This is a genomic window from Paramicrobacterium salitolerans (assembly GCF_051513965.1).
Classification (GTDB): Bacteria; Actinomycetota; Actinomycetes; order Actinomycetales; family Microbacteriaceae; genus Paramicrobacterium.
The window spans coordinates 503,802-519,755 of record NZ_CP195847.1; the positions used below are offsets into that span (position 1 = coordinate 503,802).

The following is a 15,954-nucleotide window of genomic DNA, read 5'->3' on the forward strand; positions in this document are numbered from 1 at the left end:
GCATCGTGATTTGGCAGGACCCCGGAGTGTGCGTAAAGTATTCATTCGTCGCCACAAAGGCGCCGCAGAGCGGAAGAGCTAGCGGGTCTCAATCGGCGAAATCCTCCTCAGATCTGAACGATCTTGAGTTGCCGTCTCTCACGGCATAAGATGGATACTCCCACTTCCGAAATGCAGGGCTGCATCGGCGTGACTTTTCTCACTTGTAACGAGTTGACGAAGACACGGCGTGTGGTCCTGAACTGGTTTTGGTTGTGGTAAGGTAGAGAGGTTGCTCCGAGCGGTTGCCCTTTTGTTGGGGTGGTGTTCGGGTGCGTCTGGTCCTTGAGAACTCAATAGCGTGCACATGTCAAATGCCAATTTTTGAACCTCGGCCTGGGCTTTTGTCTGGGTTTGAGATTCCTTTGAAATTGATTGATAGCGAATGTCAGCAATGATGTTTGTTTGTCATGGTTGAACTCGTGTTCCTGGCTTTTTTGGTTGGGGGCGTGTTTATGTTTGCTGGCTGGTTTTGCTGGTCAGTGTTTATGCATTTACGGAGAGTTTGATCCTGGCTCAGGACGAACGCTGGCGGCGTGCTTAACACATGCAAGTCGAACGATGAAGCAGGAGCTTGCTCTTGTGGATTAGTGGCGAACGGGTGAGTAACACGTGAGTAACCTGCCCCTGACTCTGGGATAAGCGCTGGAAACGGTGTCTAATACTGGATATGACTCATGGCCGCATGGTCTGTGGGTGGAAAGGGTTTACTGGTTGGGGATGGACTCGCGGCCTATCAGCTTGTTGGTGAGGTAATGGCTTACCAAGGCGACGACGGGTAGCCGGCCTGAGAGGGTGACCGGCCACACTGGGACTGAGACACGGCCCAGACTCCTACGGGAGGCAGCAGTGGGGAATATTGCACAATGGGCGAAAGCCTGATGCAGCAACGCCGCGTGGGGGATGACGGCCTTCGGGTTGTAAACCTCTTTTGGCAGGGAAGAAGCTTTTGTGACGGTACCTGCAGAAAAAGCACCGGCTAACTACGTGCCAGCAGCCGCGGTAATACGTAGGGTGCGAGCGTTGTCCGGAATTATTGGGCGTAAAGAGCTCGTAGGCGGTTTGTCGCGTCTGCTGTGAAATCCCGAGGCTCAACCTCGGGCCTGCAGTGGGTACGGGCAGACTAGAGTGCGGTAGGGGAGATTGGAATTCCTGGTGTAGCGGTGGAATGCGCAGATATCAGGAGGAACACCGATGGCGAAGGCAGATCTCTGGGCCGCTACTGACGCTGAGGAGCGAAAGGGTGGGGAGCAAACAGGCTTAGATACCCTGGTAGTCCACCCCGTAAACGTTGGGAACTAGATGTGGGGGCCTTTCCACGGTCTCCGTGTCGCAGCTAACGCATTAAGTTCCCCGCCTGGGGAGTACGGCCGCAAGGCTAAAACTCAAAGGAATTGACGGGGGCCCGCACAAGCGGCGGAGCATGCGGATTAATTCGATGCAACGCGAAGAACCTTACCAAGGCTTGACATATACCGGAAACGGCCAGAGATGGTCGCCCCGTAAGGTCGGTATACAGGTGGTGCATGGTTGTCGTCAGCTCGTGTCGTGAGATGTTGGGTTAAGTCCCGCAACGAGCGCAACCCTCGTTCTATGTTGCCAGCACGTTATGGTGGGAACTCATGGGATACTGCCGGGGTCAACTCGGAGGAAGGTGGGGATGACGTCAAATCATCATGCCCCTTATGTCTTGGGCTTCACGCATGCTACAATGGCCAGTACAATGGGCGGCGATACCGTGAGGTGGAGCGAATCCCAAAAAGCTGGTCCCAGTTCGGATCGTAGTCTGCAACTCGACTACGTGAAGTCGGAGTCGCTAGTAATCGCAGATCAGCAACGCTGCGGTGAATACGTTCCCGGGCCTTGTACACACCGCCCGTCAAGTCATGAAAGTCGGTAACACCCGAAGCCGGTGGCCTAACCCCTTGTGGGAGGGAGCTGTCGAAGGTGGGACCGGTAATTAGGACTAAGTCGTAACAAGGTAGCCGTACCGGAAGGTGCGGCTGGATCACCTCCTTTCTAAGGAGCAACTGCAACTCGTTTGGGTTGTCAGAGTGCCAGTTCCATGCCGAGTGGTGTGGCTGGTGAGCTCATGGGTGGAACATTTGATGTGGCTCCGTGCTGCGGGGTGTGGTCTGAGTACGCCGGTTTTTCTGGTTGGAAAGGGTTGTGTCTTGTGGTGTGGGGCGTGCACGTTATTGGGTCCTGAGGGACCGGGCTTTCCCTGCCGTTGTGGTGGGGGTTGCGGGTTTCTTGGACTTGTCTGAGCGCGTTTTGTGCGTGTGAGGGTGAGTGCCGACCGTACGTTGAGAACTACACAGTGGACGCGAGCATCTTTGGGCACATTTTTGTGTCCTAAACATGGTCAATTTTTCTTTGTTGATTTTTTTGATTCATGCTCATGTTGTTTCAAGTTTCTAAGAGCAAACGGTGGATGCCTTGGCATCTGGAGCCGAAGAAGGACGTCGTAATCTGCGATAAGCCTCGGGGAGCTGATAAACGAGCTTTGATCCGAGGATTTCCGAATGGGGAAACCTGGTCAGGCGCTTTCGAGTGTCCTGGTTACTCCCGTCTGAATGTATAGGGCGGGTAGAGGGAACGTGGGGAAGTGAAACATCTCAGTACCCACAGGAAGAGAAAACAATAGTGATTCCGGTAGTAGTGGCGAGCGAACCCGGAGGAGGCTAAACCGGTTGTGTGTGATACCTGTCAGGGGTTGCATGGTCGGGGTTGTGGGACTTTCCTTATCACGCTGACACGTGGTGGGCGTTGTGAATGGTATAGGCGAACGGTTTTGAATGGCCGGTCAGAGAGGGTGCGAACCCCGTAGCCGAAATGCTGTGATCGCGTGGAAAGTATCCCAAGTAGCACGGGGCCCGAGAAATCCCGTGTGAATCTGTCAGGACCACCTGATAAGCCTAAATACTCCCAGATGACCGATAGCGGACAAGTACCGTGAGGGAAAGGTGAAAAGTACCCCGGGAGGGGGAGTGAAATAGTACCTGAAACCGTTTGCTTACAATCCGTTGGAGCCTCCTTGTTGGGGTGACAGCGTGCCTTTTGAAGAATGAGCCTGCGAGTTAGTGATACGTGGCGAGGTTAACCCGTGTGGGGTAGCCGTAGCGAAAGCGAGTCTGAATAGGGCGTTGAGTCGCGTGTTCTAGACCCGAAGCGAAGTGATCTATCCATGGCCAGGCTGAAGCGACGGTAAGACGTCGTGGAGGGCCGAACCCACTTCAGTTGAAAATGGAGGGGATGAGCTGTGGATAGGGGTGAAAGGCCAATCAAACTTCGTGATAGCTGGTTCTCTCCGAAATGCATTTAGGTGCAGCGTTGTGTGTTTCTTACCGGAGGTAGAGCTACTGGATGGCCGATGGGCCTCAACAGGTTACTGACGTCAGCCAAACTCCGAATGCCGGTAAGTGAGAGCGCAGCAGTGAGACGGTGGGGGATAAGCTTCATCGTCGAGAGGGGAAACAACCCAGACCACCATCTAAGGTCCCTAAGCGCGTGCTAAGTGGGAAAGGATGTGGAGTTGCAGAGACAACCAGGAGGTTGGCTTAGAAGCAGCCATCCTTGAAAGAGTGCGTAATAGCTCACTGGTCAAGTGATTCCGCGCCGACAATGTAACGGGGCTCAAGCACGCCACCGAAGTTGTGGCATTGACATAGGTAACTAAGCCGCACCCTTGTGGTGTTGGTTCAGGTGTGTTGATGGGTAGGAGAGCGTCGTGTGGCCGGTGAAGCGGCGGGGTGACCCAGCCGTGGAGGCTACACGAGTGAGAATGCAGGCATGAGTAGCGAAAGACGGGTGAGAAACCCGTCCTCCGGAAGACCAAGGGTTCCAGGGCCAGGTTAATCCGCCCTGGGTAAGTCGGGACCTAAGGCGAGGCCGACAGGCGTAGTCGATGGACAACGGGTTGATATTCCCGTACCGGCGAAGAACCGCCCGAGCTAATCCAGTGGTGCTAAGAGTCCTAGCCGTTTCTTGAAGCGTCCCCTTTTGGGGGTGTGGATGGTTTCGGTGAACGCTCGACCCCGTGCTGGTGCGGCTAGCGTGTTAACAGGTGTGACGCAGGAAGGTAGTCGGTCCTGGGCGATGGTTGTCCCAGGCCAAGGCTGTAGGCCGGGAGATAGGCAAATCCGTCTCCTATGTGGTTGAGAGCTGAAGGGGAACCCGTAAAGGGTATGATCCGATGATCCTATGCTGCCGAGAAAAGCATCGACGCGAGGTTCTAGCGCCGTACCCCAAACCGACACAGGTGGTCAGGTAGAGAATACTAAGGAGATCGAGAGAATCGTGGTTAAGGAACTCGGCAAAATGCCCCCGTAACTTCGGGAGAAGGGGGGCCATCCACTTATTAGGCCTTGCGCCGAAAGGGTGTGGTGGCCGCAGAGACCAGTGGGAAGCGACTGTTTACTAAAACACAGGTCCGTGCCAAGTCGCAAGACGATGTATACGGACTGACGCCTGCCCGGTGCTGGAAGGTTAAGAGGAACGGTCAACCCTTTGAGGGTGAAGCTGTGAATTTAAGCCCCAGTAAACGGCGGTGGTAACTATAACCATCCTAAGGTAGCGAAATTCCTTGTCGGGTAAGTTCCGACCTGCACGAATGGCGTAACGACTTCCCAGCTGTCTCAACCACGAACTCGGCGAAATTGCATTACGAGTAAAGATGCTCGTTACGCGCGAGGACGGAAAGACCCCGTGACCTTTACTACAGCTTGGTATTGGTGTTCGGTGTGGCTTGTGTAGGATAGGTGGGAGACTTTGAAGCGGGCACGCCAGTGTTCGTGGAGTCGTTGTTGAAATACCACTCTGGTCATTCTGGATATCTAACTTCGAACCGTGATCCGGTTCAGGGACAGTGCCTGGTGGGTAGTTTAACTGGGGCGGTTGCCTCCTAAAGAGTAACGGAGGCGCCCAAAGGTTCCCTCAACCTGGTTGGCAATCAGGTGGCGAGTGTAAGTGCACAAGGGAGCTTGACTGTGAGACTGACAGGTCGAGCAGGGACGAAAGTCGGGACTAGTGATCCGGCAGTGGCTTGTGGAAGCGCTGTCGCTCAACGGATAAAAGGTACCTCGGGGATAACAGGCTGATCTTGCCCAAGAGTCCATATCGACGGCATGGTTTGGCACCTCGATGTCGGCTCGTCGCATCCTGGGGCTGGAGTAGGTCCCAAGGGTTGGGCTGTTCGCCCATTAAAGCGGTACGCGAGCTGGGTTTAGAACGTCGTGAGACAGTTCGGTCCCTATCCGCTGCGCGCGCAGGAAATTTGAGAGGATCTGACCCTAGTACGAGAGGACCGGGTTGGACGAACCTCTGGTATGTCAGTTGTCACGCCAGTGGCATCGCTGATTAGCTACGTTCGGGATGGATAACCGCTGAAAGCATCTAAGCGGGAAGCCGGCCTCAAGATGAGATTTCCATCACCCCTTGTGGGTGGAGAGGCTCCCAGCTAGACGACTGGGTTGATAGGCCAGATGTGGAAGCACAGCAATGTGTGTAGCTGACTGGTACTAATAAGCCGATAACTTGATAACAACAACACTTGCGTGTTCGCGTCCACTTTGTGGTTCCTGACGCACGGTCAGAACCAAACAACACACGATGTGTGTTCATAGCGTCAAAGACTGTTACGGCGGTCATAGCGAGAGGGAAACGCCCGGTCACATTCCGAACCCGGAAGCTAAGGCTCTCAGCGCCGATGGTACTGCAGGGGGGACCCTGTGGGAGAGTAGGACACCGCCGGACATAACTTTATAAAACAGTTTGAGGCCACCCCGCACCCCGGGGCGGCCTCAAACTATTTAACCCACCAAAACCCGCCGAGCAGCGGTAGGTTTCATGCAGGTGAATGGGGAGTCCTCCCCATGGGACTCCGCCTTCCAGATCATTAGGCTTATCCACTATGGCGACCCGTACCGAATACGTTCTACCCCGGTCACGGGTTGAGATCCGAGCAGTCGGCTGCACTGACGTCGGCCGTAAGCGCCGCGTCAACGAAGACTCCATCGTCGTCTCCCCGCCGCTCTACGCCGTCGCAGACGGTATGGGCGGGCACAGACGTGGTGACGAGGCCAGCAGGGCCATCACAGAGCAGCTGCAACTGAGCATCCGCTCCGATGGGCCGACGACACCCGAAGCCGTCTTCACCGCCATCACGGCCGCGAACTCACGCATTCTCGGCTGGGCCGACGATATCGGAGTCGCTGGCAGCACTGTCGCCGGCGTGGCGCTCGTCTCGCTCTCGAGCCAGGCGGACTGTCACTGGATGGTCTTCAACATCGGCGACTCCCGCGTGTACATCTTCGAAGACGACCAGCTGCGACAGATCACGGTTGATCACTCCGCGGTTCAAGAGCTGATCGACGAAGGGAAGCTTCTGCCCGAGGACGCAGAGCGCCACCCGCAGCGGAACATCGTCACTCGTGCGGTCGGTGTCGAGGAGGACGCCGATCCTGACGTCTGGCTGCTGCCGGCAGAGCACGAGCAGACGTTCGTCGTCTGCAGCGACGGTCTCGTCCGTGAGCTGAGCGATCAGGAGATCGCCGACGTGCTGCGCGCCGGGGGAGAGGATCGGGCCCAGCAGCTGATCGACCGCGCCCTCGAGGCTGGTGCACGTGACAACGTGTCGGCCGTGGTGGTCGAGGCAGTCTCCGCAGACACCACGCCACCGAGCCCGGGGTACCATGACTCGAAGGGTCTCGGCTCACTGGAGGAGACCCTGCCGCGGTCGTAACGAGGGGAAAGATGACGCAGTACAGCTACACACCTGCGCCCACGAGCGAGTGGCTCGCCGTCGCCGGAAGCGGGAAGGTTCTCGTCGCTCGGGTGGGGGACGATGACGCCGCCCGTCAGAAGGTGGCGCAGCTGGACCTCGACCGGCTGAGCATCCATGACGCTCTCAACGCCCTCACCTCTGAGGGGCTCTCGAGCACGCCGGCGTTCTCACTGTGCTTCTGGGTGCAGGAGAACGCAGCGCTGGAGGGCGTCGGAGTGATCGTCTACGGCGACGCGGCCGTGACCGCTCAGACGCCGGACGGGCCCGTGACCGTGGCGCCCACCGGAGTCAGCGGGTGGGGTGAGCAGCTCGTGGATGGAGCTACGGCGCTGGAGATCGGCGATGACGACCCGGCGCAGGCGCTTCCGCTCACGGGCGGCGCGGTGTGGGTCTCGGGCATCCGCGTGCAGATCGATGGCGAAGCGCCGTTCGTCGATATCTCCGGCGCATCCGCGGCAGCGGTCGCAGAGAGCGCGCACGAGGGCGAAGTGCCGTCCGGTACAGCAGCCGCACCCGTCGGCATCGACGAGGCTGAGGCCGAGGACGCCTTGGAAGGCGAACGGGGCACCGAGGACGGCGATCAGGACGTTCTAGACGGCGACCAGGACGACGCGGAGGAAGCCGCGCCCTGGCAGGACGATTCGGCTGACGAGCTGAACGATGAAGCATCCGAACCGCTCGAAACCCAGGTTGGCACGCCAGCGCCGTTCGCACCGCCGCCTGTTCCGACCGAGCTTCTCGAACCCGTGACGGCGGAGCAGCCGGTCGTCGATGGAGCCGATGAGCCATACGCTGTGCACGACGACGAGGATTCCGGTGAGGACGCCCCGGACGCGGAGGACCTGGCGGGCGACGTGCCCGAGGTGACGTTGCTGCCCGAGGACTTCGAACCGGCGGCGGCACCCGGAGCAGACATCGACGAGTCGACGATCGTGCGCACGCCGGGAGAGCCGGTCGCCGCGCCTCGTGAGGCTCCGCTCGGCGACCACGACGGGATGACCGTGCTCGCGGAGGACGTCCGTGCAGCGCGCGAGGCCGCGCACCTTCCGGTCGGAGACGCTGCGACCGCGCAGCTCCCGACGTTCGAGTACGTTCTCGAGCTGCCCGGTGGCGGCAAGCAGCCGCTCGACGCACCCGTGGTGCTGGGCCGCGCGCCGAGCGTGTCGAATGTTCCGGCATCCGTTCTGCCTCACCTGGTCACACTGACCGGCGATGACATCTCACGCAACCACGTCCGCGTGGCGGTCGAAGGGGATGCCGTGGTCGTCACGGACCTCCACTCGAGCAACGGCACGCTCGTCGTCGCTCCGGGGCGGGCGCCGCAGCAGCTGCGCGGGGGAGAGCAGGTTCCCGTGATCGCGGGCACGACCGTCGACCTCGGCTCGGGCGTCACGCTGCGCATCGTCGAGGCCTGAGATGGCCCGTCAGGCGGCGCAGCCACCGCAGATTCCCGGGCTCCACGCGGAGCGGCTGCTCGGCTCGGGAGGGTTCAGCGACGTCTTTCTGTACCGCCAGGAGCTGCCGGAGCGTCAAGTCGCGGTCAAGGTGCTCGCGCTCGACGAAGTGACGGACGAGTCCCGTGCGGCGTTCGTCGCCGAGGCGAATCTGATGGCCCAGCTGTCGGCGCACCCGTACATCGTCACGATCTACAACGCGGCGGTCGCGGCCGATGGGCGGCCGTACTTCGTCATGGAGTACTGCCCCGGGCCGAGCCTGTCGCAGCAGTACAGGTACCGGCAGTTCAGCGTGGTGGACGTGCTGCGCACCGGCATCCGCGTCACCAGTGCCGTGGCGACCGCCCACTCGGCCGGCATTCTGCACCGCGACATCAAACCCGCGAACGTGCTCACGAACGCGTACGGCTGGCCGGCCCTCGCAGACTTCGGCATCTCATCGGTGCTCGACCCTGACCACGCCGGCGGGGCAGCAGATGCCGGAAACCAGGCGCTCGGCATGTCGATTCCGTGGTCGCCACCGGAGATGTTCGCGGAGCATCCCACCGCCGATGTGCGCAGTGACGTCTTCTCGCTCGCGGCCACGGTGTACACGCTTCTCGCGGGCCGTTCCCCATTCGAGGTGCCGGGAGCGCCGAACGGCTCCATCGACCTGATCGGACGCATCGAACGCGGAACGATCATGGCGCTCGATCGGCAGGACGTTCCGGCGTCGCTGCTCACCGTGCTCCGGCGCGGCATGTCCACGCGGCGCGACGACCGCTTTCCGAGCGCGATCGACTTCGGGCGTTCGCTTCAGCGGGTCGAGCTCGAGCTCGGATACTCGCCGACGACGCTCGACGTGCCGAACCTCGCGCCCGCGCGGCCGAGGGAAAACAGTGCAGACGAGGATGCCACGCGGATGCGTCCTGTCACGACCATCGCGCCCTCCGGACCGCAGGCTCCGACGGACGACGACGATGCCACGCGCGTCAGGTCGCGCATGCCCGTCATCGAGCCGACGGGCGACACGGATGCGACGCGCGTGCGTCCGCGGCCGATCACTCCCGATGCCCCGCCCGCACAGGAGACAGGGCGCACGGTGCGTCGCGTCTCCACCCCGGTTCCTCCGGCTCCGCCGCAGCAGGCGGAGGAGAGCGCGGCCGCTCCCGTGCCGCGTCGACGGATGCTGCCGTGGGCGATCGCGCTCGCGGCGGTCATCGTCGTGGGCGGCGGTGTGACGGCATCCCTTTTTCTGACAGGCGAAGACGACCCCGCACCCGCTGAGACCTCTACGGGCGAGCCGCTCGAGGTCGCCGGCGTGCCTTCGCCCGTCGAAATGGGCAAGAAGGTGACCTCGGATGGCACGAGCATCACCTTCGAATGGTCGAATCCTGACCCGCAGGAAGGCGACATGTACGTCTGGCAGCGCACAGACGGAGAGCAGCCAGGGCCCAAGAATCAGACGGACGAGCCGAGTGCCACGGTGGACGGAATCGACGAGGGCGCTAAGGTATGTGTGTCAGTCGTGATTCGACGGGCGGACGGCAAGATGTCAAGCGAACCTCTGGAGATGTGCAGCTCGTGAAGTCCCCACGTATCGAATTCTGCGGTGAGCACTACGAAGTGAAACCCGAAGAGCCGTTCTACATCGGCCGTGAGGGTGATCTCGTCATCGACGAGAACCCCTTCCTCCACCGGCGCTTCCTCGCGATCGATCACGAGGGAGGCATGTACTGGCTGGTGAATGTCGGCAACGCGCTCTCCGCGACGGTGACCGACAGCACCGGGCAGGTTCAGGCCTGGCTTGCGCCCGGTGCCAGGCTGCCGATCGTGTTCGACGAGCTGCAGGTGCTGTTCAGCGCCGGCTCGACGACCTATGACTTCACGATCCACGCGGAGTCCCAGTTCTACGGCACGTCGCCGCTGACGTCGGCGTCGTCGGGCGAGACCACGGTCGGGCCGATCCACCTCACGAGCAGCCAGCGACTGCTGATCCTCGCGCTCGCGGAAGACGTGCTGCGGCAGAACTCGCCGGGGCGCGGTGAGATTCCGGCATCCGCGCAGGCCGCTGAGCGTCTCGGCTGGACGCAGACCGCGTTCAACCGCAAGCTCGACAACGTGTGCGACAAGCTCGACCGGTTCGGGGTTCCCGGGCTGCGCGGCGGCCGCGGCAAGCTCGCGACCAACCGCAGATCGCGCTTGGTCGAGTACGCCGTGTCGACGCGGATGGTAGACCCGAGCGACCTCGTGCTGCTCGATCACGAGGCGGAGGCCTCGGCGAAGAAGGCTGCCGCCGAATAGAACTTTGGCGGTAGCACAGACCGTGCTAGGTTAAGCTCCGGCTCTTTCTGTCTCGCGTGTGGGGTGCGAGACAGACCTCAGATGAGACGGAACGTGCGTGGGGAGACTGACGAATTGGGTTCGTGGCCGCAAGGTCACGGCATCAGTCGTCGCCGCTTCGCTCGTGCTTGCGGTGCCCGTAACCTTCGCCGTGCTGCATCCGGGGTACCCCGCCGCTGACGTCGAACTCGATGCGCGAGACGTGTGGGTGACGAACGGCAAGGAGCTTCTCGCCGGGCGGCTCAACAAGCAGATCGGTGAGCTGGATGCCTCGGTCGCGACGCTCGCCAACGACATCGACGTCTTTCAGGACGGCGAGCTCGCGCTGCTCCACGACCGTGTCTCGTCGACCGTGGAGACCATCGATCCGGCGTACACGACCCTCGGGCACCGCGCGGACCTTCCGCCTGGCGCGATGCTGGAGTACGGCGGCGGCAAGCTCGCGGTGCTCGAGCCCGACAGCGGGGCGCTCTGGATCACCGACGTCTCGGGCGGTCTCGACTTCACGACCGTCGACAACAAGCCGCTGCAGAAGCTCGGTGCGGATGCCGCGATCACGGTGTCGCACGACGGCACGGTCTTCGCGGCGTCGGTGACCGAAGGCATCCTCTATTCATACCCCGCAGATGGCAGCAAGCCCTCTGAGCAGCAGATACCGAAGCGCGACGATTACCAGCTGACGGCGGTCGGTGAGACGCCGGTGCTGTTCTCTCCCGCCGGAAACGACGTGCTCATTCCGGGCAATGATCCGATCGACCTGCCCGAGACGGGTATCAAGGCGCAGATGGCGTCCACGGAGTCCGATGTCGTGCTCGTGGCCGGGGCGGATGCGCTCATGGCGGTTCCGCTCGACGGCGGCGACGTGACGACCGTCGACGCCAAGATCGAAGCTGCGTCCACCGACCCCGACGACGTCGCCGAGCCGGTTGCGCTCGACGGATGCTGGCACGCGGCGTGGGCGAGCGGCAGTCGTTACCTCGCGAAGTGCGGTGCGGCGCCGACCGTGCGCGAAGACGTCGTTCCCGCGTCGACGGGTTCCGAGCTCGTGTTCCGCGTCAACCGGAACGTCATCGCGCTGAACAACCTGCAGACCGGCGACTCGTGGCTCGTGACGGACAACATGCGGCTCGTGCACAACTGGGAGGACGTCACTCCGCCCGAGGAGGAAGACGGCGAAGAGGGCGACGAGAAGTCGTCGGTGAAGTCCTTCGAGGACACCATTGCCGAGCGTACGGAGTTCAACAGGCCGCCGATCGCGAACGACGACAAGCTGGGTGTCCGGCCCGACCGCAGCACGGTGCTGCCGCTTCTCGCGAATGACACCGACCCCGACGGCGACGTGCTCACGATCACCGACATCAAGGGCTTCTCCGACCAGTGGGGGTCACTCGAGTACATCGACGGCGGCCGAGCCCTCCAATTCAATCCCGCTGAGGATGTGAAAGCCGGTACATTCTCCTTCCGGTATACGGTGAGCGACGGGCGGCCGGGCGGCGTCGCCGAGGGCGCTGTGAATGTCAGCATCCGCCCCTCTGACCAGAATGAGCCGCCCGAATCCATGCGCATCGGTGCGACGGCGGTGGACGCCGGTCAGACCATCACCTACGACGCGCTCTCCGACTGGCGAGATCCGGACGGCGACGACATCTACCTCGAGTCGGCGGCGTCGGATGCCGGTGACCGGGTGCGCTTCAACCCCGACGGTCGCGTCACCGTGACACATACCTCCGGGCAGCTCGGCCCGCGCGACATCGTCTTCACGGTGTCGGACGGCCGGGAGTCCGTGACCGGGTCGTTCAGTGTCGACGTGAAGCCGGCTGGCTCGTCGAACCCCGTGGGCACGCCCGACTTCGCGCAGACCTTCGTCGGCGAGGCCGTCGACATTCACCCGCTGGACAATGACCTGTCGCCGACGGGTGAGCAGCTGCAGCTCGTCGGAGCCGAAGCGCTGCAGGGCGCGATCTCGGTGTCGGTCGACAGCGACAGTGGCACGATCACGGCCTCCGCAGGCAAGGCCGGCGCGTACTACATCAAGTACTCGCTGAGCGCCGGGGAGCGGAACAGCGTCGGTCTCATCCGCATCGATGTGACAGAGAAGAAGGATGCCTCTCTCGCACCCGTTGCCGTGAGAGACACGGGATACGTGCGTCCGGGGCAGCCGACTCTCATCCCGGTGTTGACGAATGACGTGTCTCCGTCGGGCGACGTTCTGGCGGTGAAATCCATCTCCGCCGAGGGCGACGCGGCGCAGCTCTCGATCGAGCTGCTGTCGCAGAGCATCATCCGGGTGACGGCATCGGCCGCAGTGACCGAGCAGGTGCAGTTCACCTACACGGTGTCCGACGGCAAGAACGAGGCTACGACGACGGTCACGGTGGTTCCTGTGCCGCCGCTCGCCAAACACCAGGCGCCGATCGCCGAAGACGATCAGGTGAAAGTTCGTGCGGGCGACATCGCGAGTGTGCCCGTGCTCGACAACGACCTGCACCCCGACAACGCGACGATGACTCTCGATCAGAAGCTCGTGAAGGGCACCGAGAAGGGGCTCGCGTTCGTCACTGATGACCGAGTGCGCTATCAGGCGCCGGAGGAAGCGGGCGTCTACACAGCGGTCTACACGGTCGTCGATGAGTTCGGGCAGAAGGCCACGGCATCCGTCACCTTCACCGTGGTCGCGAAGAACCCCGACACCAACGCGGCGCCCACGGCCAAGACCCTCACCACACGTGTGTTCGCGGGCAGCTCGGTGGACATTCAGATTCCGCTCGACGGACTCGACCCTGACGGGGACTCCGTGATCTACGACGGCATGGCGAGTGCGCCGCTGCTCGGCGAAGTGCGCAACGAGAAGAGCCAGAGCTTCACCTACGTGGCAGGCTCGCTCGACATGGGCACCGACACGTTCACGTACAAGATCAAGGACGTTCTGGGCGCGACCGCCGTGGGAACGATCAAGATCGCCGTGATTCCGCGGCCGGAGCAGGCGATGAACCCGGTGGCGGTCGACGACTCGATCGAGGTTCAACCGGGTCGCGTCGCCTCGGTGCCGGTGCTGAAGAACGACTCGGACCCGAACCAGTACTCGATGACGCTCGACGAGAAGGTCGAGGATGTTCCGGAGGACGTGACCGCGACCGTCGACGGGGAGAACATTGTCGTCGAAGCGCCCGAAGAGGAGATGACCTTCGCGCTCCGGTACACGGTGCGCAACGAGAAGGGCGGCTTCGACTCGGCGTACGTGATGGTGCGCGTCACGAAGGAGGCGCGTGTGCAGCCGCCGGGCGCCATCGATCAGGTCGTCGAGCAGGACGAGGTCATCGGCGAGGAGACTGTCGATATCGACGTCTTCGAGGGTGCGACGAACCCCGGCGGGCGAATCTCGGACCTGAAGGCGACGCTGCAGGGGCCGAACGCCGACCAGGCGAAGATCCTCGAGAACGGAAAGGTGCGTGTGACGCTCGGAGACGAGCGCATGGCGATCACGTTCCGGCTCACGAACGAGGCCGATGATCTCAGCACCGCGGCGTTCATCATCGTGCCGCCATACTCCGACGGGCAGCCGCCGCGCCTGCACGAGAATCTCGACGAGCAGATCGTCGAGATGAACTCGACGAAGACGTGGAAGCTCGACGACATCGCGTACTCGCCGTCGGGCAAGGACATCACCATCACGAAGGCCGACAAGGTCTCGGCGACACGGAGCAATGGAAAGTCGAGCTTCGTCGACGAGAAGACGCTGACGTTCACGCCGGCGAAGGACTACCGGGGACCGGCATCCATCAGTTTTGAAGTGACGGACGGCACGTCGACGGGCACGAAGATTCTCGTGCTGCCGATCACCGTGGGCGATCCGAACTTCGAAGACATCGCTCCGACCTTCACGCCTCCGTCTATCACGGTCGAGGCAGGGGAGGACCCTGTCGAGTTCGATCTGCGGCAGGCGGCATCCCACCCGAACCCGGCCGTGGTGGAGCAAATCACGTTCAGTGACCTGCAGGGGCAGAACAATGGAATCCATGCGAACCTGCGCGGATCGAAGGTGTCGGTGTCGGCACCGTTCGGCACCTCGCCTGGCACCTCCGCGACGCTGAGCGTGAAACTGAAGTTCAAGGACTTCACCGTCGATGGGCAGGTGAAGGTGACCGTGGTCGCATCGACGCGCCCGGCGCCTGTCGCGGTCGACCATGTGAACGACGACGCGCGCAAGGGCAAGAGCTACACGATCGACGTGCTCAAGGGTGCGTTCAACCCGTTCCCGGACGAGCCGCTCACCGTGGTGAGTGCGAAGCTCGACTCCGGTGACGCGAAGGTCAGCCACGATGACTCGACGGTGACCGTGAAGACGGGGGCCGCCAAGAGCCAGGAGATCAGCATCGTCTACACGATCGAGGATGCCACGGGGGATAAGAACCGCAGATCCTCCGCGCGCATCACCGTCGTTGTGAAGGACGTGCCGGACGCGCCGCCAGCGCCTAAGGCAACCGCCAGCGATGGTAAGACGACTGTCACGATTCAGGGAACCCCCGCGAATAACGGCTCTGACGTCACGCACTATACGGTGACGCGCAGCGATGGAAAGAAGAGCACCGCGTGCTCGCCTGGCGTTCCTTGCGACTTCGCGGCGACGAACGGTCAGGCGTACACCTTCCGAGTGAGCGCGACGAACGGAGTCGGTGAGAGCCAGCTGTCGCCAGCTTCGAGTCCGGTCACGCCATACGGCACTCCTTCGGCGCCGCAAGGACCTCGTATCACCGCCGTGGAAAAGTACGCGAACTCTGCATTCAAACTCGAGTGGAGTGCACCGAAGAACGATGGCGGTAAAGTCGACCACTACGAATGGGAGTTCAGCGGGGGCGGCTCCGGGAACTCCACGTCAACAGTGGCGACCTCGAAGTCAGTCGGTGCGGGTACATACAACTTCAGGGTCCGCGCTTGCGCGCCCGGGAACCTCTGCAGCGACTGGGCAAAGTCAGGAAATGCAACCATTGAGAATGAGCCACCGCCTCCGCCCACCATCACACTTGTCAAAGGCGTGGACGGGCCTAAAACTCGGTGTTGGAACGGCAATTGCGCCACTAACACATGGCAGGTTCGTTTCGAGTGGAAGGACTTCGATGGGAAGACCTATACCGTGACCCCGCAGTATTGCGATAACGGCAGCTGGCATGACGTGGCTCCGAATCCATACCAGGTAAAGATGGGGGCTTCCGGCGGTGAAACGACTCCTGCATGGGTTCAGCCGCAGCTGGCGAATTGCGGTATCCGCGTGAAGATCAGCGGAAACGGCGTCGATATCACCAGTGATCGATACGATTTCCCAGGCTGATCAACTTTTTCAAATTGACGACATCGCTG

At 61.7% G+C, this 15,954-nt stretch carries 5 protein-coding genes and 3 rRNA genes; all 8 read left to right on the forward strand.

Features of this window, described 5'->3' with window-relative positions:
- Nucleotides 1-532 precede the first annotated feature (532 nt).
- The 8 genes from ACSAGD_RS02405 (at nt 533) to ACSAGD_RS02440 (ending at nt 15,925) form a co-directional block, all read left to right on the forward strand.
- Nucleotides 533-2,058: ribosomal RNA gene (locus ACSAGD_RS02405) — 16S ribosomal RNA — on the forward strand.
- 388 nt (nt 2,059-2,446) lie between these two features.
- Nucleotides 2,447-5,582: ribosomal RNA gene (locus ACSAGD_RS02410) — 23S ribosomal RNA — on the forward strand.
- 94 nt (nt 5,583-5,676) lie between these two features.
- Nucleotides 5,677-5,793: ribosomal RNA gene (gene rrf, locus ACSAGD_RS02415) — 5S ribosomal RNA — on the forward strand.
- The 16S, 23S and 5S rRNA genes sit together here, the layout of an rRNA operon.
- Before the next feature lie 157 nt (nt 5,794-5,950).
- Complete coding sequence (locus tag ACSAGD_RS02420) at nt 5,951-6,781, forward strand: PP2C family protein-serine/threonine phosphatase (protein ID WP_437584136.1); 831 nt, start codon at nt 5,951-5,953, stop codon at nt 6,779-6,781.
- 11 nt (nt 6,782-6,792) lie between these two features.
- On the forward strand, nt 6,793-8,238 hold the full coding sequence (locus ACSAGD_RS02425) for an FHA domain-containing protein (protein ID WP_437584137.1): 1,446 nt from the start codon (nt 6,793-6,795) through the stop codon (nt 8,236-8,238).
- Nucleotide 8,239: 1 nt separating this feature from the next.
- Nucleotides 8,240-9,844: a serine/threonine-protein kinase gene (locus ACSAGD_RS02430; RefSeq protein ID WP_437584138.1), complete on the forward strand. Its 1,605-nt coding sequence runs from the start codon at nt 8,240-8,242 to the stop codon at nt 9,842-9,844.
- Nucleotides 9,841-10,560: a hypothetical protein gene (locus tag ACSAGD_RS02435; protein WP_437584139.1), complete on the forward strand. Its 720-nt coding sequence runs from the start codon at nt 9,841-9,843 to the stop codon at nt 10,558-10,560. The genes ACSAGD_RS02430 and ACSAGD_RS02435 overlap by 4 nt, the downstream gene beginning before the upstream one ends.
- Nucleotides 10,561-10,657: 97 nt before the next feature.
- Nucleotides 10,658-15,925, forward strand: a complete 5,268-nt coding sequence (locus ACSAGD_RS02440) for an Ig-like domain-containing protein (protein WP_437584140.1) — start codon at nt 10,658-10,660, stop codon at nt 15,923-15,925.
- Nucleotides 15,926-15,954 lie beyond the last annotated feature (29 nt).